Annotated in this window: 15 protein-coding genes and 2 pseudogenes; 8 read left to right on the top strand and 9 right to left on the bottom strand. The window is 62.7% G+C overall.

What is annotated here, in order from left to right; genetic code table 11:
- Nucleotides 1-11 precede the first annotated feature (11 nt).
- The 4 genes and pseudogenes from ACHMXE_RS06815 to ACHMXE_RS06800 all read left to right on the top strand — a co-directional run.
- Nucleotides 12-782: pseudogene (locus tag ACHMXE_RS06815) on the top strand (3-hydroxybutyrate dehydrogenase); the annotation flags it as partial.
- Nucleotides 783-1,016: 234 nt separating this feature from the next.
- Nucleotides 1,017-1,643 carry a carboxymuconolactone decarboxylase family protein gene (locus tag ACHMXE_RS06810; RefSeq protein ID WP_395347451.1) on the top strand — a complete coding sequence of 209 codons (627 nt, stop codon included), beginning with the start codon at nt 1,017-1,019 and terminating at the stop codon, nt 1,641-1,643.
- Nucleotides 1,633-2,724, top strand: coding sequence for an acyl-CoA dehydrogenase (locus tag ACHMXE_RS06805; protein ID WP_203208114.1), 1,092 nt, complete (start codon nt 1,633-1,635; stop codon nt 2,722-2,724). Before ACHMXE_RS06810 ends, ACHMXE_RS06805 begins: the two co-directional genes overlap by 11 nt.
- The gene (locus tag ACHMXE_RS06800) at nt 2,690-3,520 is read left to right on the top strand and encodes an ATP-binding cassette domain-containing protein (RefSeq protein WP_395345033.1); all 831 of its coding nucleotides are present in this window, start codon (nt 2,690-2,692) and stop codon (nt 3,518-3,520) included. Before ACHMXE_RS06805 ends, ACHMXE_RS06800 begins: the two co-directional genes overlap by 35 nt.
- Nucleotides 3,521-3,931: 411 nt before the next feature.
- Here the strand turns inward: ACHMXE_RS06800 and ACHMXE_RS06795 are convergent, their stop codons facing one another.
- From ACHMXE_RS06795 to ACHMXE_RS06775, 5 genes are all read right to left on the bottom strand, one after another.
- On the bottom strand, nt 3,932-5,863 hold the full coding sequence (locus ACHMXE_RS06795) for an ATP-binding protein (protein WP_395345031.1): 1,932 nt from the start codon (nt 5,861-5,863) through the stop codon (nt 3,932-3,934).
- A 26-nt stretch (nt 5,864-5,889) separates the two neighbouring features.
- On the bottom strand, nt 5,890-6,420 hold the full coding sequence (locus tag ACHMXE_RS06790; RefSeq protein WP_395345029.1) for an AAA family ATPase: 531 nt from the start codon (nt 6,418-6,420) through the stop codon (nt 5,890-5,892).
- Between the two features lie 47 nt (nt 6,421-6,467).
- Entirely contained in the window at nt 6,468-6,674 is a 207-nt protein-coding gene (locus ACHMXE_RS06785) for a transcriptional regulator (RefSeq protein WP_395347450.1), read from the bottom strand.
- 374 nt (nt 6,675-7,048) lie between these two features.
- Nucleotides 7,049-9,790, bottom strand: a complete 2,742-nt coding sequence (locus ACHMXE_RS06780) for an ATP-binding protein (protein WP_395345027.1) — start codon at nt 9,788-9,790, stop codon at nt 7,049-7,051.
- 58 nt (nt 9,791-9,848) lie between these two features.
- Nucleotides 9,849-11,372 (bottom strand): OPT/YSL family transporter, encoded by a 1,524-nt coding sequence (locus ACHMXE_RS06775; RefSeq protein ID WP_203208118.1) that lies wholly within the window; start codon nt 11,370-11,372, stop codon nt 9,849-9,851.
- A 479-nt stretch (nt 11,373-11,851) separates the two neighbouring features.
- Here ACHMXE_RS06775 and ACHMXE_RS06770 point away from each other — a divergent pair, with 479 nt between their 5' ends.
- The 3 genes from ACHMXE_RS06770 (at nt 11,852) to ACHMXE_RS06760 (ending at nt 14,888) form a co-directional block, all read left to right on the top strand.
- Nucleotides 11,852-12,679, top strand: coding sequence for an alpha/beta fold hydrolase (locus ACHMXE_RS06770; protein WP_203208119.1), 828 nt, complete (start codon nt 11,852-11,854; stop codon nt 12,677-12,679).
- A gap of 224 nt (nt 12,680-12,903) precedes the next feature.
- Nucleotides 12,904-13,617, top strand: coding sequence for a c-type cytochrome (locus tag ACHMXE_RS06765; protein ID WP_395345024.1), 714 nt, complete (start codon nt 12,904-12,906; stop codon nt 13,615-13,617).
- Between the two features lie 65 nt (nt 13,618-13,682).
- Nucleotides 13,683-14,888 carry a cytochrome c gene (locus tag ACHMXE_RS06760; RefSeq protein ID WP_203208429.1) on the top strand — a complete coding sequence of 402 codons (1,206 nt, stop codon included), beginning with the start codon at nt 13,683-13,685 and terminating at the stop codon, nt 14,886-14,888.
- Between the two features lie 11 nt (nt 14,889-14,899).
- Here ACHMXE_RS06760 and ACHMXE_RS06755 read toward each other — a convergent pair whose 3' ends face one another.
- Nucleotides 14,900-15,115 (bottom strand): hypothetical protein, encoded by a 216-nt coding sequence (locus ACHMXE_RS06755; protein ID WP_395345022.1) that lies wholly within the window; start codon nt 15,113-15,115, stop codon nt 14,900-14,902.
- Between the two features lie 256 nt (nt 15,116-15,371).
- Nucleotides 15,372-16,355 (bottom strand): alpha/beta fold hydrolase, encoded by a 984-nt coding sequence (locus ACHMXE_RS06750; RefSeq protein ID WP_395345020.1) that lies wholly within the window; start codon nt 16,353-16,355, stop codon nt 15,372-15,374.
- Between the two features lie 313 nt (nt 16,356-16,668).
- Here ACHMXE_RS06750 and ACHMXE_RS06745 point away from each other — a divergent pair, with 313 nt between their 5' ends.
- Nucleotides 16,669-17,523 carry an alpha/beta fold hydrolase gene (locus ACHMXE_RS06745; protein ID WP_203208122.1) on the top strand — a complete coding sequence of 285 codons (855 nt, stop codon included), beginning with the start codon at nt 16,669-16,671 and terminating at the stop codon, nt 17,521-17,523.
- Nucleotides 17,524-17,916: 393 nt separating this feature from the next.
- Here the strand turns inward: ACHMXE_RS06745 and fdnG are convergent.
- Together fdnG and ACHMXE_RS06735 are read right to left on the bottom strand one after the other, a co-directional pair.
- Nucleotides 17,917-20,169, bottom strand: a pseudogene (gene fdnG / locus ACHMXE_RS06740) (formate dehydrogenase-N subunit alpha); the annotation flags it as partial.
- 138 nt (nt 20,170-20,307) lie between these two features.
- Nucleotides 20,308-20,757, bottom strand: a complete 450-nt coding sequence (locus tag ACHMXE_RS06735; protein WP_203208123.1) for a carboxymuconolactone decarboxylase family protein — start codon at nt 20,755-20,757, stop codon at nt 20,308-20,310.
- Between the last annotated feature and the right edge of the window lie 97 nt (nt 20,758-20,854).

The following is a 20,854-nucleotide window of genomic DNA, read 5'->3' as shown; positions in this document are numbered from 1 at the left end:
AGGAAACATCCATGTCCAAACTCGAAGGTAAAGTTGCGTTCATTACAGGTGCTGCCAGCGGCATCGGGCGACAAATCGCCGAACGCTATGCGCGCGAAGGCGCCATCGTGGTCATTGCCGACATGAACGAGGGCGCTGCGCACGAGACGGCTCAGCGATTTGCCGACAAGGGATGGCGAACATTTGCCGTCGGCGTCGACGTCACGGACGAGGAGCAAGTCGATCGCGCGGTTGATCTGGCTGCCCGCGAACTCGGCGGCATCGACATCCTGGTGAGCAATGCCGGCATCCAGATCGTCAAGCCGGTGGAGGAATTTTCGCTGTCCGAATGGAAGAGGATGCTTTCCATCCAGCTAGACGGTGCGTTCCTGACGACGCGCGCCGCCCTCAGGCACATGTACGCCGCTGGCAAGGGCGGCAGCATCATCTACATGGGTTCGGTACATTCGAAAGAAGCTTCGCTGCTGAAGGCGCCTTACGTCACCGCCAAGCATGGGCTGATCGGACTGGCGAAGGTGATCGCCAAGGAAGGCGCAAAACACGGCGTGCGTGCCAACGTCATCTGCCCCGGCTTCGTGCGCACGCCCTTGGTGGACAAGCAGATTCCCGAGCAGGCCAGAGCCCTGAACCTCTCCGAAGAGGATGTCATCCGCAAGGTCATGCTCAAGGAGACGGTGGACGGCGAGTTCACGACGCTGGACGACGTCGCAGAGGTAGCCCTGCTGTTCGCCTCGTTCCCGAGCAACGCACTGACGGGCCAGTCGCTGGTCGTCAGTCACGGGGTGGTCCATGCATTGAACACGTGCAAGGCATTGCCTGCTAATTACCGCAAAAGCCTAGGCCACCACGCCCCGGGCTCGACACTACCGGTGTGGGCCCGAGCGCAGGAGGGTGCCCTGCGAGCGAAGACATCAACCAGAAACAGCGCCCGCTATCCCTTTTTTCCGTTGTGGCAGGTTGAGTCCGATGAAACCCTCTGGCTTCGTTCCGCTCTCCTGCCGCAGAGCGGTATTGAAATGCCGCGCTGGACGGCTTCGAACTACCTGTGCTCGACCATGACCCGCCTGCCCGTGCACGAGATTGCCACCGCGCCCGAGGGCGCCCGCCAATCGGCCGAGAAGGTCCTCGCTGCCAATGGCTTCATCCCGAACCTGATCAATGTGCTGGCAAATGCGCCTGAAGCACTTGACCCCTACCTCAGGGTCGGCCAGATCAACGCCAAGAGCGCATGGAAGGCGCGTGCGAGAGAGGTCGTGCAGATCACGGCAGCGAGAATCTGCGGCTGCGACTTCTGCATAGCAGGCCACACCAAGATCGGGCTGCACCAGGCCAAGGTCACCCGAGCCCAACTCCTCGTACTGCAGGCGGTCGAGGGTTGCGGTGACACCAGCCTCGACGCCGTCCGTGAGTTCACGGAGGCGATCGTCGCGACAGGAGGTGCGGTCAGTGACGCGCAACTCGAGTACTCCTACGCCTCAGTCTATGCACGACGGGCGCTGGATGTCAGCCTCGGCGTAGATCTGGCCACGCTGTGCAACTTCGCGAACAATCTTGCCCGCAGCCCCGTCGATCCGCAGCTCCAACCCTACCTTCCAAAGAGCTTCCGGCCAGCCAAAGAGTTGCGGGGCCAACATGCTCGTTGAGACCGATGCCGCATGGCTGGCAGCACAAGCCCACGCGTTGGACAGCGACGCATCGCTCGCTGCTGAAGTCGTTCCGCGGCTGGCCAGAGCCGGTCTGTTCGCCCATGGCGTCCCTGAGCATCTTGGGGGCCTTGGCGGCAAGATCAGCCTGGCCATCGAATCGGTTGCGCAAGTTGCCTCGCTGTCGCTTTCCGCCGCGTTCGTCCTCTGGGCACAGTGCGTGATGATTCAGATGCTGAGTCAGTCGGACCGTACCGCGCTGCGCGACCTGCATGTCGAGCGACTGATGGCCGGCCGAACGGCCGGCGCTCCGGGGCTGTCAAACATCATAAAGTTCCTGAGCGGAATCGAGGCAATCAACGTGGTTGCGACGCCGGCGCCGCATGGTGGCTGGACGCTCAAGGGCACGGTCCCCTGGTGCACCAACCTGCGTCGGGAGCGATTCCTTGTGGCGATTGCCGTGGCAAAGGACGAGGGCGGCCCGCCAATGATCGTGGCGCTCCCGTCGGACAGAACCGGCCTCATGCGCTCTGGCGACCTTGATCTCATCGCGCTGCGCGGAACCAACACCGCCTCGATCACCCTCGACGCCGTCCAAATCGAAAGCAGCGACCTCCTAGCTGACATAGCTCCGACATTCCTGCCCAGAGTGCGCCCGGTCTTCCTGGGCCTCCAATGCGGCCTGTCCATTGGCCTAGCTCGGGCCTCGGTCGCCCAAGCACTTCAAAATGCCGCGAGTGCGGAGCACATTCTTGCCGCGCCCATCAAGGAACTCGCTCAACGGCTCGAAGCGACGGCAGACACCCTTAAGTCCGGCGTCGACAACGGAACCTTCGTCGACTCGCCCCATCGCCTCTTCCGACTTCGCCTGGAATTGAACGCTTGCGTGCAGGAAGCAATCCAGTTCGAACTCCAGGCCAGCGGCGGACGGGCTTTCCTGCGCAGGGGGGATTTCATCCGCCGATGGCGCGAGTCGGCATTCATTCCCATCGTGACGCCCAGCGTTACGCAATTGCTCGCTGAACTGGCCAAGCACCCTACGCGCAGTGCAGCGGCGGGAAACTCTTCAGGTCTGTTCTGACGGTCGGTCCCTGCGCCGCGGTACCCCCATCCTCGAGCTACGTGACGTCGGCTTCGCCTACGGCGCCGCCACACCCGTCTTCGAGAATGTCTCGTTCGAGATTGCGGAGCGTGAAATCGTCTGCCTGCTCGGTAGCAGTGGATGCGGCAAGTCGACGCTCCTGTGCATGGCCGCACGCCTGGGAAGCCCGGAGGGCACACCGACCAAGGGCGAGGTGACCATGGCGGGAAATACCTTGTATTCCCCTGACGCCCAAGCCGCGACGACTTTCCAGCACCCTGCACTGCTGCCGAGGCTGACATCGCGCCGGCACGTCGCGTTCGGCCTGGACTCCGGACGTGGCGGTGCGAGGATGCGACGCAGATCCATCACCGTGTCCAGGCCGCATTGCAGGCCGTGGGCCTCGGGGATCAAGGCGAGAATTATCCCCCGGCAGTTGGCCGGGGGCATGGCGCAGCGGGCTGCCCTCGCTCAAGCCCTCCCGCGCGAACCCAAACTCCTCATGGCCGACGAACCATTTTCTGCACCTGTATGCGATCACGCGATCAGGCATGCAGGAGATACTCATCCAGCTCGTCCATCTCTTGCACCAGTGGCGCCCCGCCGCACCCTGGTGAGCCACGACATCGACGAGGCTATCTCGGTCGGCGACAGGACCCTGTTGATGAGCGGGCGCCCTGGACGCATCGTAAAGAGCTGTCAGGTCGAAATTGCCAGTCCCCGCGAGAAGCACCTCGAGGCGGTCACGGTCTTGAGCTTTCAGGTCCTTGCGACACTCCACGCTGCTCGACTATGAGCATGGAGGTCAACCTGGGTACACGAGTGGTGACGAGATCGCCGCGTTCAACGTCCTGGATCCCTGTGACAACCGCATAGCCGGGCCAGAGCTCGACCTGAAGACTCCATTCCAGGGGTCATTGACCGCCGTCTGATGCGCGCCGAGTCGTGACCTGGATGCACACGGTGGCGTCTATTGCGAAGATTGCGACGTTGCGCCATCGCCGCGGTGCCAAAAATGGTGGCATACACCCGTGCGCAGGAGTACGTCCGTGGGCTATTGATGCCGAGTTGGCCGAACGGCTTTGGGAAGTCAGTCTCAACGAGGCGCGACGGGAAGCGCGGCGCCGATTCCACCGACCGCGCCCCCTTTGATGCGCTCGCGAGCGCGGTCGGCAGGTCACTCGATAAACTGCATCCCTGCCTTGGCTCATGAGTTGGACGGTGAGGCTAGGATCTTCTGCGCTAGCAGTCGCTCGGGAAACTCATCCTGGGGCGCATAGCCTTGCAAAGCTTCATCTAATACGCGGCGAGCCGCCGCCAAATCATCACGCTCGCCAAGCAAGTTGGCCAAGGAGATGGATGCGCGCATTTCCCAAACCCTTGCACCCTGCCGTCGAGCGAGCGCGAGTGCGCGCAGATAAAGTGAGCGCGCTTCCTCAAACGCACCGTGTCGCTCATGTCGCAGCCCCGCTGCACGGTACACCTCAGCCGCTGCCCACTGTCCTTGGCCATGCCAGGCACGCGCGATCATGGCGTCATCCACGTAGTCGGGGCAGAACGTCAGCAGCGTCTCTTTCTGCGGATCCTCCATGGCAGCCCAAGCTCGAGGCTTCTGCAACGGCCGGTCCTCGCTGAGCATCGGAGCCATTCCTGCGAGACCCTCAGCAAAGCAACGTGCCCAGCGGTTCCAATAGACAAGTCCGCGCTGCTCTGCCTCGTCGATCATCATCTGCACATATTCCCTGGCCTGATCCAGGTTGCCGGACCAGATCGCCACAGGGCAAGCGCCGAACAGGGCGAAGCACAACGACAGCGCCTGGCCGGTTGCAAGCGCGCTGCGAATTGCCTCGGCAGAAGCAGCATGAGACTGCGCTGGATGACCTTTGATCCATAGCGTCCTCGCCAGGATCGCGTTGGATGCAACATTGGCATCCACTTGAAGCATGTTGCCCCGCACACGCTTAGCACCGCCAACGACGGAAAGCGCTCGCTGACCGTGCAATTGTGCTGCCACAAAGTCACCTGCAAAGTGGGATGTCAACGCAAGCATCCGATGTGAAAGATTCACGCCAATCGGATCTGCCCACGCGGCAGTGTGATCCCGCAGTGCGTGTGCGTGACGCAGACCGGCGGCGTAGTCGCCTCGGCAGACGTCGAAGAAGCACATCCCCCAACGCGCCTGCACCAGCAAGATCGGTGACTGGCTCGCATAAGCACCGGCAGATGCGCGTTCGCCCACCTGACCCATCTCCGGGACCGGGCCGACAGTGTGTAGGATCGCATTAGTCAACGCCACACGCAACCACGTCATGGTCTCGGAATCCGGATGTTGCTCGGCCTCCAAGCTCTGAAGCGCAAGCGCAAGGCGCTGACGGAACTCGTTCAGCTGGAAAACATGGAACCACAGAGGGGCCGATGCCACGCTCAGCGCCGAAGCAGCTTTCACAGCCCCGCGTACGAAACACTGGTCGATCGCAAACCGTACGTCATCCAGCCAGTGGGCATACTGCTCGTTCCAGCGCGCCACCGTCAGGACGGAAAGGTCTTCGGTCGCCGCATTCATCACGTCGAGCATCTGCATGGCATGGCGCTCAATGGCAACCTCCTTTTCTCCAAGCTCCATCAACAACTTGGCCGCGTAGCTGCGCGTCGTGTCCAGGAGCCGATACCGGGCCGAGGGCTCGGAGCGGTCGAAACTGATCAGCGATTTCTCCGTCAGGCCTATCAGTGCCTGCAGTGAGAGATCTGAATCGGGTTCATCGGCCACCATGCTGAGGGCCGCCTCCACATCGAAACGTCCGCGGAAGACCGACAGGCGTCGAAACAGCCGCATCTCCTCAGGCGAGAGCAGCGCGACGCTCCAGTCCAGAGCCGCTGCAAGCGTCCGGTGCCGCGGCATGGAGGCGCGGTTTCCTTCCATGTACAGACCCATGTGGTCGTCTAGCCTCAACAAGAGATCATCGACCGACTGGACGCAGAGTCGGCCCGCCACCAGTTCAATGGCCAGCGGGATGCCGTCCAGGTAGCGGCTGACCTGCGACAGCGCTGGCGCATGCGAATCATCGAACGGCTGAGCGCCGGCCGCCTCCGCTCTTTCGACAAGCAACCGAACCGCCGAGGACTGCAACGCCACTGCCAACGACGTATGTGCCGCAGCAGGGACGTCTAGAGGCGACAGCCGAAGAACGAATTCCCCTCCACCTGCAGCGCCTCGCGACTCGTAGCAAGGATGCGCAGGCCGGGCAGCGCGACGAGAAGCCGCATGACGAGGGGCGCCAAGGCTTCGAGCACATGCTCGCAGTTGTCGATGAGCAACAGCAAGTGGGTGCCTGCGATTCGGGACTGCAAGAGGCGAAAAGTGTCTGCCTCCTCGATGGGCACGCCCAGCGATCGGGCCAGCGTGCTGAACACGTGGTCTCCAGAAACAAGTGGCGCCAGATCGGCGAATGCCACGGAGCGCGGACGATTCGCGTCGCGCGTGCGATATACCTCCGTCACGCGAAGCGCAAGCCGAGACTTACCGATTCCGCCCGATCCGACGACCGAGACGAGACGTCGATCGGCGAGCGCGGCCAAGGCTTTGTCAACATCCGTATCGCGCCCCATCAACTGAGTGAGACTCAGCGGCGGCGCCACGAAACCAGCGACACGCAAGGGTTCGTTCGGCAACGCGTGATGCGTGACTTCAGCGACCATCCCACGCTCCACTCGACCCGTGAAGGTGTACCCCTTAGAAGGCACGTTCAGGATCCAATCGGCGCTGTCCGGCTTCGACGAACTATCGGCAAAGGCCTTGCGAAGCGACGAAATGTGGACCGAACGCTGCCCTCGTCCACCAGGACGCCCGGCCATACCGCCTGCAGCAACTCCTCCTTGCTCACAACTTCTCCGGCGCGCCAAAGCAACTGGATAAGGATGTCGAACGATCGGGAACCAAGCCGCACGGGCATTCCGTCGCGGTCGACCCGGCGCTCGGATTCCCGGACCGTGAACGGACCAAAACGCCAAAGCGTATCCGCTCGCGGCATCAGCTTGCTCGTATCGGGCTGAGAGGACATTTACGTATGCATAGGACAATAAATTCAGGTGCGAACGCACGTCGCTGCTTCCGCGCACAGGCAGTCGCGGAATACCTTGGACGCTGGCAGCTACCTGCCGGCCCATGGCAGCTCCTGCCGCGCATACACTGACCAAAGTATGCACGTGCCGCTGGCGCGCCTTCAGCGACCTGGGCGACCTACCTTCGTTCGCTGGATCAAACCCGAAGGCATGCACGAAATGCGCCCGGCGCCTCGGGGAGCGCTCCCTTAGGGCTGCCCGTCGGCTATGGTTGCGCGCCCAATGCCACCAACGACGCCTCAGCACGCCGCTGCCAGGCAACGGCACACTGCGCACGCGCTTTGTCCACAGCCATGCGAAACAAGCGCTCCGCGCCAGCCCGATCGCCATCGCGCTGACGTCTGACGCCGGCGGCACGCCACACCTCCGCGGCACACCACTGGCCCTCCCCCCGTTCGACCCGCACCAGCATCTCATCGTCGAACCAGTCCTCGCAAAAGGTGACTAGGACGTCACGCGTGCGCGTGTCCAGTCGCGGCAGCATCGTCACCACTTCCTGATGGACACGCTCGCGGTCCTCCCCCATTCGCACGCGCAGCCCGTAGTCGAACCAGATAACCCACTTGTGCCAGTAGTCCAGACCTCGCCGCTGGCTCACCTCGCGCATCCGCTCGATCCATCTGCGCCCGACGTCGTGCCGTCCGGCCCACACTGCCACTGGACATGCCCAGTAGAGCGCGAATATCAGCCCTAGAACCTGTCCGAAATCCTCGGCGTACTCCACCACACGCGTGGCTGCCTCCATGGCCTTGTCCTCCTCGCCCATGATCCAAAGCGTGCGTCCTAGGCTGCACAAAGGTGTCGTGCGCGGGTCTGACTGCAGCATCAACGCGGGATTGAGCCGGTCGATGTAACCGAGCGACGCCGCAGCCACGACGTGGGCGCGTGATACACGGAAGTTGCCGCAGAAGTGATTTGCGTACGCCATCATTCGCGCCGCCATGTATTTCCCGATAGGATCGCCCGACGCCTTTGCTGTCACATCGAGCCGCTCAGCATGCCACAGGGATCGCGCATAGTTCCCAAGCACCATGTTAAGTGTCACCAAGCGCCAGCGCGACTCCAGCTCGACCTCCAGCGTCGCCGTCTTAACGCTGTTGACCAGCGCCTGTTCGCACGCCTCGACGCATTCGCTGGTTGCCCCGTCTGTGTATGCAATGGCATTGCTGAGTGCGATCTGCAGTCTTGCCATCATGGCCTCGTCGCGTGGGATCTGCGCCGAGGCGTGCTCCAGCGCGGCTCTCGCACGCGTGCGGAACTCGGCCAGCTGAGACATGTAAATCCACAGTGGGCCGGAAGCGACGGTCAACTCGCCGCGAGCCTCCAAATTCGAGTCAAGCGCGAATCTCACGTCGTCGATGCGATGTGCGTACCGATCTATCCACGTAGCCATGTCAACGTCAGTGAGTTCGACGTTGGCCGCCCGCATGACGCTGAGCATCCAGTGCGCATGACGAGCACAGACAAGGCCCCATGCACCTCCTTCCGTCAGTTTCTTTTGCGCGTAGCCGCGCGTGGTGTCAAGCAGGCGGTAGGCTGCACTGCCGTGGGAATGATCGAATGCGACAAGGGACTTGTCCACCAATGAGGCGAGCGCGTCCAGTGCAATATCTGCATCCAGTTCACCGTCCACGATTGCGAGCGCAGACTCAGCGTCGAAGCGACCCGAAAGACCGACAGGTCGGCAAAACAGCCGAAGCTCCGCTGTCGTGAGCAGCGCAGTGCTCCAGTCCAGCGTCGCGGCTAGCGTCCGGTGCCGTTTCTGCTCCGAGCGATTTCCCATCGAGTAGATCTGCAGGTGGCCGTCCAGGTCCTCGGCGAGCGAACGAGCCGACTGGACGGGAAGGCGAGCCGCAATGAGCTGTATCGCGAGCGGGATTCCGTCCACATTCCTGCACAGGCGTGTAAGAAGCTCGGCTTCCGCATCCTCGAAGTCTGGCGCGCCGGCTGCCGTTGACAGGTCGATCAACAACTCGACAGCCGCGGAGCGCATTGCCTGTCGTATGTTGTAGACGGGGCCCGCCTGCAACGACAGGGGGGGCAGTCGCACGACATGCTCACCTTGCACTCGCAGACGTTCACGACTGGTCGCCAGGACTTTCAGTTCAGGCAGCAGAACCAGCAGCTCCTCCACCAGCCTCGCCACTGCAGTGACTACATGCTCGCAGTTGTCCACCAGAAGAAGAAGCGAGCGACCAGACAGGCCTCGCGCAATGGCAATAGACGAGTTAGAACCATCACCAGGCAGGCCGACCGCCTGCGCGACTGCGCTGAGCAGGTGGTCAGCCGACACCAAGGGGGCGAGATCGACGAAAGTGACTTCGCTCCCAGTCTCTTGTTGCACCAACCGCGCAACATGCACCGCGACACATGTTTTGCCGATCCCTCCGGGTCCAGCTACCGTCACGAGGCGCCGCTGCAACAAGCGCTCGTGCAATTGTCGAATCTCCGTCTCTCGGCCGATCAGACGAGATATGGGCGACGGCAGCCGGGATGGCCGAAAGCAGGGGACGTGGTCAGGATGCTCAGCACTTCGGCCCGACAGCGACGGGCCGCCAGGCCACGGTGACGTCGCACGCTCGACTTTGCCGATGAAGCGGTAGCCGCGCATGGGCGCTGTCGAAATCCATTCGTGGCACCCTTCGTGATCGCCAGGCGGACCGAGGGCCTTTCGCAGCGTGGACATATGAACCCTCACGCTCACTTCGTCCACGTCCGCGCCCGCCCACACACGCTCGAGCAATTGCTCCTTAGTAAGGTGCTCGTTCCGCCCCTTGATCAACTCCAGCAAGAGTTCGATCGACCGGGTCCCAAGCCTGACCGGCGCACCCGAGCGCTCGAGCCGCCTTGGCGATTCCCACAAAACGAAGGGACCAAACCGCCAGCCCTCCGCCTGCTGGATCAGAAGCGTCTCCTGATTAACCGTATCCTCCTGAGTGCGTCTCAACCTAGCCTACCTCCTTCATTGGACGAGGAGCGACCTCGCCGACTTGCCCACTATCGCGCTACCGCCAGAACCGAAGACTCTGGACCGCTGACGCTAAGAAGCCGTAGATCGCGTCTCCAGCGATCGCTCCGGCCGCAAAGACCTCCAACTTCCCGCGTACCTCATTGCCAGGCAAGCGTTGGGCCAACAGGCGCACTAGAATTCCAAGTCCAACCGCGACGCCTGCTAGTCCGTTGGCGATCAAGAGACCGGTGGCCAACATCACGCCCATCTGACGCTTGGGCCCGCCGATCCACTGCACAGTAGCCCCCACGACAGCCCAAGCGACGAGCTTGGTAGCTACGCCGTCCGCCACGCCGGCGGTGATCGTGGCTAGATACACCTTCGCCACCGGTGGCACAAGGCCATGCGAGAAATACACCTTGTGCACGAGCGCGACCACCAAGATGGCGACGCACAGGCCGAGGCTCGACGCCATGTACTGCTGACGCCGCCCCGCTTCCTCAAGGCGGGGATCCGAGCCATTTCCTCGCAGGATGTATCCGGCCTTCAGATCAAAGCCCATGTCCGCGGCAGCGGGACCCGTCGCCACAGAATAGGCACACAGTACAACCAGCGCCACGGGAGGGAAACCCAGCACCAACCCCACGATCAAAGTAATTAACGCGACGGCGAATGCAGGAAACCACCCCGAGTGCATGGCCGCCACTCCAACGATGACGCAGTGCGCATAGGCTGCAGCAGCGCTGTACAGGACAAACCCGATCAGTTGCGCCAAGCCCATCTGAACGTAAAGCCCGCAGCCAACCGCGAGAAAGACAGCAATCGCCAAGTAGGCAAGTCCGGCACTTCCTAGAACGAATCGCACCTGCGTCGTCGTGACCGTCTCACGCCCAGGATCGACGGAGGCAGCGGCGCTCGGACGGCGCACCTGGTTGAAAACCTGCACCAGTGCGACCAACCCCGCTCCTATCATCACGCCGTGGGGAAGGTACATCGCGTTGATGTCAATCCCGGAAAACGGTGCACCGTAGTTGCGGACCAGCAAACCACAACCGAACAGCGAGAGGGCCCAAACGTTGCCAATGAAAGCCGTGCCAAACGCCGCCATCGGGATCCCGGCCAGCCACGCACCGCCTGCGGCGACCGCCACCCCGAGGCCCAACAAGAAGACGTGACCGTCACCCTGCGCGGCGCGGATCGCCTGAGCTGCCGCGACGCCCGGCGGCCATGCACCTGCGGCCGGAAAGACCCTCGAGTTAAAGAGCCGATACAGGAGCCACGCGTCCAGGAGGATGGCTGCACCCAGGCCGCACAGCAGGGGCAAGATCAACTGCTCGCTGCCGTACAGGTAGGGAATTGCAATGGGCAGGAGCATTCCGTTGGCGGCGCCGAAGGTCGCCGAGGAGATCGCCGTCTGCGCCATGTTCTGCATATGTACCGAACGAAGCGGTAGGAATGCCGAAACAGGAATCCGAGACACGATCACCGTGATCAACACCCCTATCAGCGTCGTGTTCGGCGTCACTCCGAGCGTGGTGAGCAACTGCATGCCAATGACCGCGCCGAACAGGCTCAACATGCCGAGGTATAGCCACGTTCCAATGGCGGAGCGCGAAAGTCGCAAGCTCGTAGACGACGAAGGATCTGAAGTTCGGTACAAGTCCACCTCTAAATTGCAGTCCTGGCACGAGCCCTTTCGCCGCCAAGTCGTTCACAGCCCGCATGTGCCGATGACCGCGCGACGCACGCCCGGCCGCCTTCACGACGTTCATAGCTTACCTACAAGCGCGCGCCGCCCGCGCTCCGCATGTAGGACAAGGCTCATAGGCAGACTTCTAGCCCATAACGCATCCACCGCCATCCGCCAGAAGGGATAGGCCGCTCCCCTCGCACAGTGACCACGACGTCTGCGCGCATTGCTAAGGTCTGTCTGTGCTGCGTCGATACATGCCAGGCCCACATCGCTGACACCAGGATACCTCGCCCGCACAACTGATCCTTGGCCGGCAGGCCGACAGGACGCCCATCCCGCCTCGAACAGGAGTCTGGCTAGTAAGTATGAACGACACGATCACCACGACCGATGGGACGCGCATCTTCTTCAGGGACTGGGGAAGCGGCACGCCGGTAGTTTTCTGTCACGGATGGCCCCTGACCTCCGCCAGCTGGGAGGCCCAGATGGTCTTCCTGGCAGAGCGGGGCTTCCGTGTGATAGCAGCAGATCGACGTGGCCATGGCCAGTCCGGCCAGGTGTGGCATGGCCATAACATGAACACCTATGCCGACGACCTCGCCCAACTGTGCCAAGAGCTCAATCTTTCCGACGCGGCATTAGTCGGGTTCTCGATGGGAAGTGGTGAAGTCGCCCGCTACATTGGTCGCCACGGTGGCGCACGCGTGCGCAAGGTCGCACTTATCTCAGCGGTAACCCCCTCGCTCCTCTGGAGTCCCCAGAATGCCGCTGGACTGCCGATGGAAGTTTTCAACGGGCTGCGCGAACGAAGCGTCATCGACCGCGCGCAGCTCTACCGGGACCTTGCCAATGGTCCATTCTTCGGGTTCAACCGTCCCGCGGCCAAGATGTCACAGGGTGCGATCGACTGGTTCTGGATACAGGCAATGCAAGCAGCTGCCAAGGCTGCGTTGGAAGGAATCCGGGCCTTCTCCGAGGCCGATTTTACCAAGGACCTCGGGTACATCGACGTCCCAACACTCATCATTCACGGCGACGACGACCAGATCGTCCCTATCGAAGCAGTCGCACGCCGGTCATGCCAGCTCATACCCAATTCACGGCTGCTTGTCTACGCAGGCGCCCCCCACGGTCTCATCGAGACCCACAAGGCCCGGCTTAACGCAGACTTGTTCGATTTCCTCTCGGAATAAGCCAAACCGCGCACCGGCTCTGGCCGCGGCGTTGGCTCGGACCTTCTTGCGCGCCACGCACATCCCATCATCCTGATATTTCCGGAGCCTTCCCGATGAACAGCACACCGGACGCGGCAAGAAGCCGAAGTGGCTGGCCGACCACGTACGGCGTACATCAAGGCTCGAATCACCCAAAATTGATAAGGTCCAGGCGTCTAAATCTTTCGAGAATCAGTTCAGTCATGTCGCTCCCACGCCTGTTCACTTGGAGAAAGGCGTTTATCGCCGTGCTTGGAGCATCGGCCTTCGGCGGGGTGCACACGCAGGCCGCAGAAGACCTCGCGCGGCGCATGGCCGCTTGCATCACCTGCCACGGCCGCGACGGGCAGGCTACCAACTCGGACTACTTCCCACGGCTGGCGGGCAAGCCGGCCGGCTACCTCTATAACCAGCTGCGCAGCTTCCGTGACGGGCGGCGCCAGCAGGCGGACATGAGCTACCTGCTAGCTAACCTGTCGGACGCGTACCTCCACGAGATGGCTCACCACTTCGCATCACTCGACTTCCCCTACCCACCGCCAGCCGCTTCGGACCTGGCGCCGGCCACGCTGGCACGCGGGCGCGAACTGGTGCGGAGCGGCGACGCGACGCGCGGCATCCCGGCCTGCGTACGATGCCACGGCGAGGCGCTGACGGGCGTGCAGCCCGGCATCCCGTCGCTGGTCGGCTTGCCGCGGCTGTACATCGCATCGCAGCTGGGGGCTTGGGTTACCGGCGACCGGCGCGCGATGGCGCCGGACTGCATGGCCGACGTCGGCCGCCGGCTAGACAGCCACGACATCATCGCCATCGCCGGCTGGTTGGCCGCGCAGCCGGTGCCTACAGGCGCCAAGCGCGCCACCTCGTTGCCCAGTGGCCCACCGGTCGCGTGCAGCGCGATGGAGGCTCACCAGTGAGCGCACGCCGCGTGCTGCTGCGCACGGTGCTAGGGCTGGGGCTGGCGGTCGCGTTGCTGGTCGGCATGGGGGTGGCGCTGAATCGACGCGGCGAGGACCAGGTCCCAAAGACCGCGACGCCCTTCGTCGCGGCGCCCGGCCAGGTTGAGCGTGGCCGCTACCTCGCCCTGGCGGGCAACTGCGCCGGCTGCCATACCGCGCGGGGCGGTGAGCCCTACGCAGGCGGGCGCAGCATCGACACGCCCTTCGGCTCGATCTTCACCAGCAATCTGACGCCCGATCCCATCACGGGCATCGGGCTGTGGAACGCCGACCATTTCTGGCGCGCCATGCATAACGGCCGCTCGCGAGACGGGCGACTGCTCTACCCGGCCTTCCCGTACACCAGCTTCACGCAGATGACGCGCGAGGACGCCGACGCGATCTACGCCTGGCTGCGCACGCTGCCGCCGGTGGCGCGGGCCAACCAAGCGCACACGCTCGGCTTCCCCTACGACACGCAGGTCGCCCTGGCGGTGTGGCGCGCCCTCTTCTTCACACCCGGCCGCTTCGAGCCGCAGCCACAGCGCTCGGCCGAGTGGAACCGCGGCGCCTACCTGGTCGGCGGCTTGGGCCATTGCGTCGAATGCCACGGCAGCCGCAATTCGCTGGGCGCCACGGACACCGCCCGCGGCTTCGTTGGCGGCATGCTGCCGGGCGAGAGTTGGTACGCGCCAGCACTCGATGCGGCCGCCGAAGCCGGTGTCGCCGCATGGCCCGTGGAAGAGGTCGTCACGCTGCTCAAGACGGGGCGCACGGCCCGCGCCTCGGTGCTCGGCCCGATGGCAGAGGTGGTGTTTCGCAGCACCCAGCACCTGAGCGATGCCGACCTGAGGGCCATAGCGACCTACCTGCAGGCGCTGCCCCCCGCGGCTCAGGCGCCGTCGGTGACGCCGGTGCGCCGCAGGGAGAATGTGATGCTGCGCGGCGAGAAAATCTACGCTCAGCAGTGCGCGTGGTGCCACGGCGAACGCGGCGAGGGCGTGCTCGACGTGTTCCCGCCGCTGGCGGGCAACCGCGCGGTGAACATGCACAACGCCAGCAACCTCGTGCAGGTGGTGCGCCGCGGCGGCTTCCTGCCCGCGACCGAAGGCAACCCCCGCCCCTACGGCATGCCGCCTTTCGGCCACCTGCTGGACGACCAGGAGCTCGCAGCCGTACTGAGCTATGTGCGCGGAAGCTGGGGCAACACCGGCGCCGAGGTCACGCTGCGCGAGATGATGCAGCGCTGAGCAAGAACGAGTCACGCAATGAAGCGGGTTCTCAAATCACTCAAGACCGTGCTCTGGGCGGCCGACGCGCCGACCCCGACCCGCACGCGGACCGTAATTCGATCGGCATTGCGCTGGTCATCGCAGTATTCGCTGTTCTCGCGCTGGTCATCGGTCTCGCATTCTTGGCCCGCTTTTTCACTGGACATTGACACGCTACGAGGCCCCATGCAGGCTTCGGACAGCACTTGGCTGGCATCAAGTGCATCTTCCGGGCACGGCGGCGCTGGTCGCGTGCTTACGGGAAGCTAAGCCGGAACGGCTTGGCCGTGCTTATTACAGGCATGCTCGCGACGTCCTCGGACGCAGAATCCGCCAGCGAGGGGCGTGCGCGATGCCATCAGGTCGCTCCGTCAGCTCGAAGCGGATTCGGGTCGCAGCTCAACAACGTTCCGGCCGGTGCCGTGCGGCGCGGCGCGCAGAGACGCGCCGCCCACATGACGATCAGCTGCGGATAAAGGCGAGCATATCGGGGTTGATAACGTCGGCCTGCGTCGTGCACATGCCATGCGGGAATCTCGGATACACCTTGAGCGTTGCTTTTTTCAACAGCTTTGCAGCCAGCACGGACGCATCGGCAATGGGAACCACCTGGTCGTCGTCGCCATGCATGAGCAGTGTCGGCACGTCGATGCGCTTGAGGTCTTCCGTGAAGTCGGTCTCCGAGAAGGCCTTGATGCCGTCGTAGTGCGCCTTGGCACTGCCCGTCATCCCCTGCCGCCACCAGTTCTCGATGACCGCCTGGATCGGCTGCGCTCCCGGACGGTTGAAGCCGTAGAACGGGCCGGATGCGACATCGACATAGAACTTGGAGCGATTCGCAGCAAGTCCGCTGCGGAATCCGTCGAAGACCTCCATCGGAAGGCCACCAGGGTTGGCAGGCGTTTTCAGCATGATCGGCGGAACTGCGCCCACCGTGATGAGCTTGGCGACACGGCCCTTGCCATGACGAGCGACATAGCCGACCGCTTCGCCACCGCCAGTGGAGTGACCGACATGCACGGCATTGCGAAGGTCTAGGTGTTCGAAAACCGCCGCGGCATCTGCCACATAGTGGTCCATGTCGTGACCATCACTGACCTGCGCGGAGCGGCCATGGCCCCGGCGATCGTGGGCCACGACTCGGTAGCCGTTGTTCAGGAAGAACAGCATCTGGGCATCCCAATCGTCGGAGCTCAGCGGCCAGCCGTGGTGGAAGACCACGGGCTGTGCGTTCTTGGGACCCCAGTCCTTGTAGAAGATCTCCACGCCATCCTTCGTGACGATAGTGCTGCCGGCGTAGCGTGAGCCGGGAGAAGACTTCGCAGCAGGTGCGGCCGCGACCGTTGTGGACAGGGCACCCGCGGCGAAGACGCCTGTTACAGCGGCAGCGCCGCTCGCCATCAGGCTGCGACGCATTGCTTGGTTGGAGGCATTCATTTCGGGCATGGAAGTTTCCTTTCAGGGCAATGAGTGGGAGGACGTGAATGACGTACGCGAGTTGCGACGCTCGGACTGAAAGGTAGGCCGCATTCGATCGACACGCCCCCACTGTTCGGGGCGTCGATGCTCTACCTTTCGGACGAGCGGCCTGCCACAACGGCCGGTCAGTCCCATGGCGCGTCGCCATCACGCGCGCGCCCCGATCAAACCCTATGAACTGATTGGCAAGACCGCTCCCACTTTTGAGGGGGCCCGCGACTGCGACGAGGGAGTAAGGTCACGACAACCACATCCCGGACTAATACCATCAGGAACACTCATGCCCCCAACCGCGCTGACCGTCAAGCTCTTCCAAAGACACGTGAGCGTCGATGTGGCAGGAGTCATCGGCACCTATATTGTCGCGGCGGCGCTCGCGCTGTACATGTCCATCATTGAGCCCGTCCACGCCGCCGAGCATGAAAACAAGTCTCGGCCCACCATCGTCATGGTCCACGGCGCCTTCGTGGAGTCCGCCAGTTGGGAAGGCGTCACCGCGCGTCTGCTGGACCAGGGATACCAAGTGGTCGCGGTCGCCAATCCGCTACGCGGGCTCGAGAACGACGCCACCTACGTACGCGACATCATCAAGGCCGTCGGAGGCACGACAGTTCTTGTGGGGCACTCGTACGGTGGTGCTGTCATCAGCAACGCAGCCTACGACAACCGACAGGTGAAGGCACTTGTCTATGTGTCCGCATTCGCGCCAGACGCCGGCGAGTCCGTGTCGGACTTGTTGAACCAATTCTCAGGGTACACGCTCGATACGGTCCTTGCCGCAGCTGTGGTGCAGTCTGGTGGCGGTCGCGACCTCTATATGTCGGCGTCACAGTTCCGCCGCCGCTTGGCAGAGGACATCCCGGTCGCACGAGCCGAACAGATGGCTGCATCGCAACGTCCGATCTCCGAGAGCGCGCTCCGGGACCATGCCGGACCACCTGCGTGGAAGCAGAAGCCTTCCTGGTTCCTCTTTGGCTCCCGCGACAAACATGTGCCGCCGGCGGCGCTCCAGTTCATGGCCGACCGCGCACGCTCGCAAAGGACACAGAGCGTGCATGGCGCATCGCACCTCGTCATGGTCTCGAGGCCTGAGCTTGTGGCCAACATGATCGTCGAGGCGGCCCTGTCGAAGTAGCCTTGAGGCGGTGTTTTGATCGGTCGCAAGCAGGAAGCATGCAGGCGCTTCTTACTGCCTGAAGGTCCGGGCATGCATGGGCAACTGCCAGCCCGTGATCTCGGGCAGCATGACAAAGAAGCCAGTAACCCAGCCCCAACCTGATCCGAGCACTCCGGAGATTGCCACGCGCGGGGACTTCTCCATTGCGGCTTGTCGACTGAATATCTCCAAGGCCACCGTCAGATAGTGTGTCGTCGAACCGGAGAAGCGGTTCCAGACTGGCCATTCCAGCACGCCGGCGACGTGATCAATATCCAGATGATGAGTCCACTGGGGTCCGGAAGGTGCTCCGCTCTTTCAGGTTGCCCTTAAAGGCAGAGGAGTGACCTATGTTCCGCGATTGGTCGTGCAGTCACACATCGAAAATTGCGAGCTCGTCTGTGTCCAACTGCCGGCGAAGATCCAACAGCCGCTCATAGTCATTCCATCATCTCGCAACTGTGCAAAGCCAGAGACCTGCTCTCCTGCCTTGCGCACCAGCTTTGTGCAATCCGTCGGTCCGCGAAGGTCTTCCAGGGCACGTCCGTTGTACTCCTTGGCCACTTCGGCCGACATCGGCTCGCTCGCGTGGGCGTAGGGCCACCACAGGTTTTTGATCGGCTCGGGGAACTTACTGCCTTGCTTGGTGTAGAGCTTCCTCATGCGCAGGTGCAAACCCGACGTGATGCGGAGTCGGTCCAGGACTCGCCCCGCGGCTCGGCGGCCTTCCAGTGCCAGTGAAGCACACGGGACGAACTGACGACCGTCCCCTCTTCCTCGGCAAAGCAGGTGATGGGCAGGTGGCACACTTCGGTTTGGATCTTGAAGGGATCGACGTCGTTGTACTCACCGTAGTTCCTCCAGAACTCCGAGATCTCCGTGGCCAGCGGGTCCATGATGACCAGAACTTTAGCTTGGCCAGAGCCTCGCGATTGCGGTTCTTACCGGACAACGCGGCCAGCAGGTTGAAGCCCTGGGCCAAGTAACCATTGACCTTACCTTCCCGTATGAGCTCGAAGGTCTGGAGCATGTCGTATTCCTTGTCGAGCTTGGGCAGGTAGTCGTAGGCCCAGTTGTTCTCGGCCGTAGCGGAAGGACCGTATCAGGCCCTCATGAGGCTCGAGAAACTTGAGGTAGTCTGCCAGTAGCTCATCTGGTTGGTGCGCAGGGGTTTCTGCGTGCGCGCGGTGATGTAGCCCTGATAGTCCTGTTCAGCCTCGCACGGCTTCGTGAGGTCGCCCGGCAGGCTGGCCGACAGTAGGCCCAGGTCGGTGACGCCCTAAATGTTGGAGCGGCAGTGCATTCATACCGCCGCCGTCCACGCCGATGTTGCCGCATAGCAGCTGCACCATGGCCGCGCAGCGCAGGATCTGCGCGCCGGTGGAGTGCTGCGTCCAGCCCAGCGCGTGCATGATGGTCGCAGCCCGGCCGGCGACGGCCGTGGACGCGAACTTCTCGCACACGCGCAAGAACTTCGCCATGGGCGTGCCGCAGGCGCTCTCGACCTTCTCGGGCGTGCAGCCCGCGTAGTGCTTCCTCAGCAGCTGGTATGCGCAGCACGGGTCCTGTAGGGACGGGTCGGCCTTGACGAAACCGTCATCGCCGAACTGGTAGTCCCAGCTGCCCTTTTCGTAGGGCGCTGGTCCTCGCTGTAGCCGAGGAAGTAGCCCTCGTCGAAGTTGAAGTCCTCGCGCATAAGAATGGTGAAGTCGGTGTATGCCCTCACGTACTCGTGGTGGATCCTGTCGTTCGTCAGCAGGTAACCGATCACTCCCCCAAGGAAGCCGATGTCGCTGCCCGAACGGATCGGCGCATGGTAGTCGGCCACCGCCGCCAAGCGGTTGAAGCGCGGATCGACCACCATGCAATGCCCCTTGCTGTGCGCCCTCGCTTCAGTCACCCCCTTAAATCCGCAGGGGTGCGCCTCGGCGGCATTGCCACCCATGGTCAGAATTACATCCGCATTTTTGATGTCGATCCAATGGTTCGTCATCGCGCCACGGCCGAACGTCGGGGCAAGACCTGACACCGTCGGGCCGTGTCAGACACGCGCTTGATTGTCGAAAAGAAGAAGGCCCCAGCTACAGGCGACCTTGTAGGTGATGTAGCCGGCTTCGTTGCTGCAGGCCGAGGCGGCCAGCATTCCGGTGAACGTCCAGCGGTTGACGCGCTCGCCGTCGGCCATGGTCTCAAGAAAGTTCGCGTCGCGATTGACCCTCATGAGCTTCGCGATGCGGTCAACAGCATCGCCCCGGGACAGGCGCTTCCACTCGATTGAACCAAGGCGCGGTGCTCGGGGTACAGCAGCCGTTTGAGGCTGTTAATAATGTCGAGTAGGCTCGCGCCTGTTGGACACAGCTTGCCGCGATTGACCGGGTGGTTGGGATCGCCCCCGACGTGGAACCGAGGCCTTGGCGTTTTTAGCGCCGTCGCCCAGCGAGTACATGAGGATGCCGCAACCTACCGAACAGTAGGTGTTGGTCTGGCGCGTGACTGTCAAGCCCGCAAGTTTTGTACTGACGACGTTCTGCCAGCGTGGCCGCTGGCGAGAGCCCGTCTATGCCAAGCTTGAGCCCGCCAGGTGGGGCCAGTCACTTTCATGAACTGGCGACGAGGGAGTTGCATCTGCTACACCTGATCGTGTCGTGTCGTTGGCGGCTGCCATCGCCTCAAGCGAGTGCGGACAGCGCCGCTGAAGAAGAGGCAGTAACCACATTTCATATGTTCTACCTCGCGACCCTTTCCCGTGACTTCTCTAGGACGTCAGGCCTTTGCTCGCGGCTTGAGCCGGAAGCTGATCCCCATGCGATTGATGGCGTTCATTGCTGCGATGACGAGCGTGAGATCAACCAGATCCCGCTCTTCGAACTGCGTGGCGGCCGCGGCATACGCCTCATCCGAGGCATGCGTTTCGCTGACTCTGGTGACCTCTTCAGCCCAAGCCAGCGCCGCGCGTTCCTGATCGGAAAACAAATAGGTTGCTTCGTGCCAAACAGGGATCAACACGATTTTTTCCACCGACATACCTTCCTTGACAAGGTCGCGGGTATGGATGTCGATGCAGTGCGCACACCCGTTGATCTGCGAAACACGCAAGAAGACGAGATCGACAAGCAATGCTTTAAGTCTTGTGCCGGTGGTGACGTAGTGATGAAGCGCGCCAATCGCTTTGGCACCTTCCGGCGAAGCGGTAAACCAATTTGATCGATTCATGTGTAGACCTTTTCGTAAGATTCAAAAGCGCGCGGCAGTCACGCAATCGCACAAAACGGTGCGGCAATGCACCGCGCGATCCGATGATGGGTCGCAT

The sequence above is a fragment of the Variovorax sp. UC122_21 genome (assembly GCF_044056785.1).
Lineage (GTDB): Bacteria > Pseudomonadota > Gammaproteobacteria > Burkholderiales > Burkholderiaceae_C > Variovorax.
The sequence above is the reverse complement of the archived record's forward strand: the minus strand, read 5'-3'. Positions and strand labels throughout refer to the sequence as shown.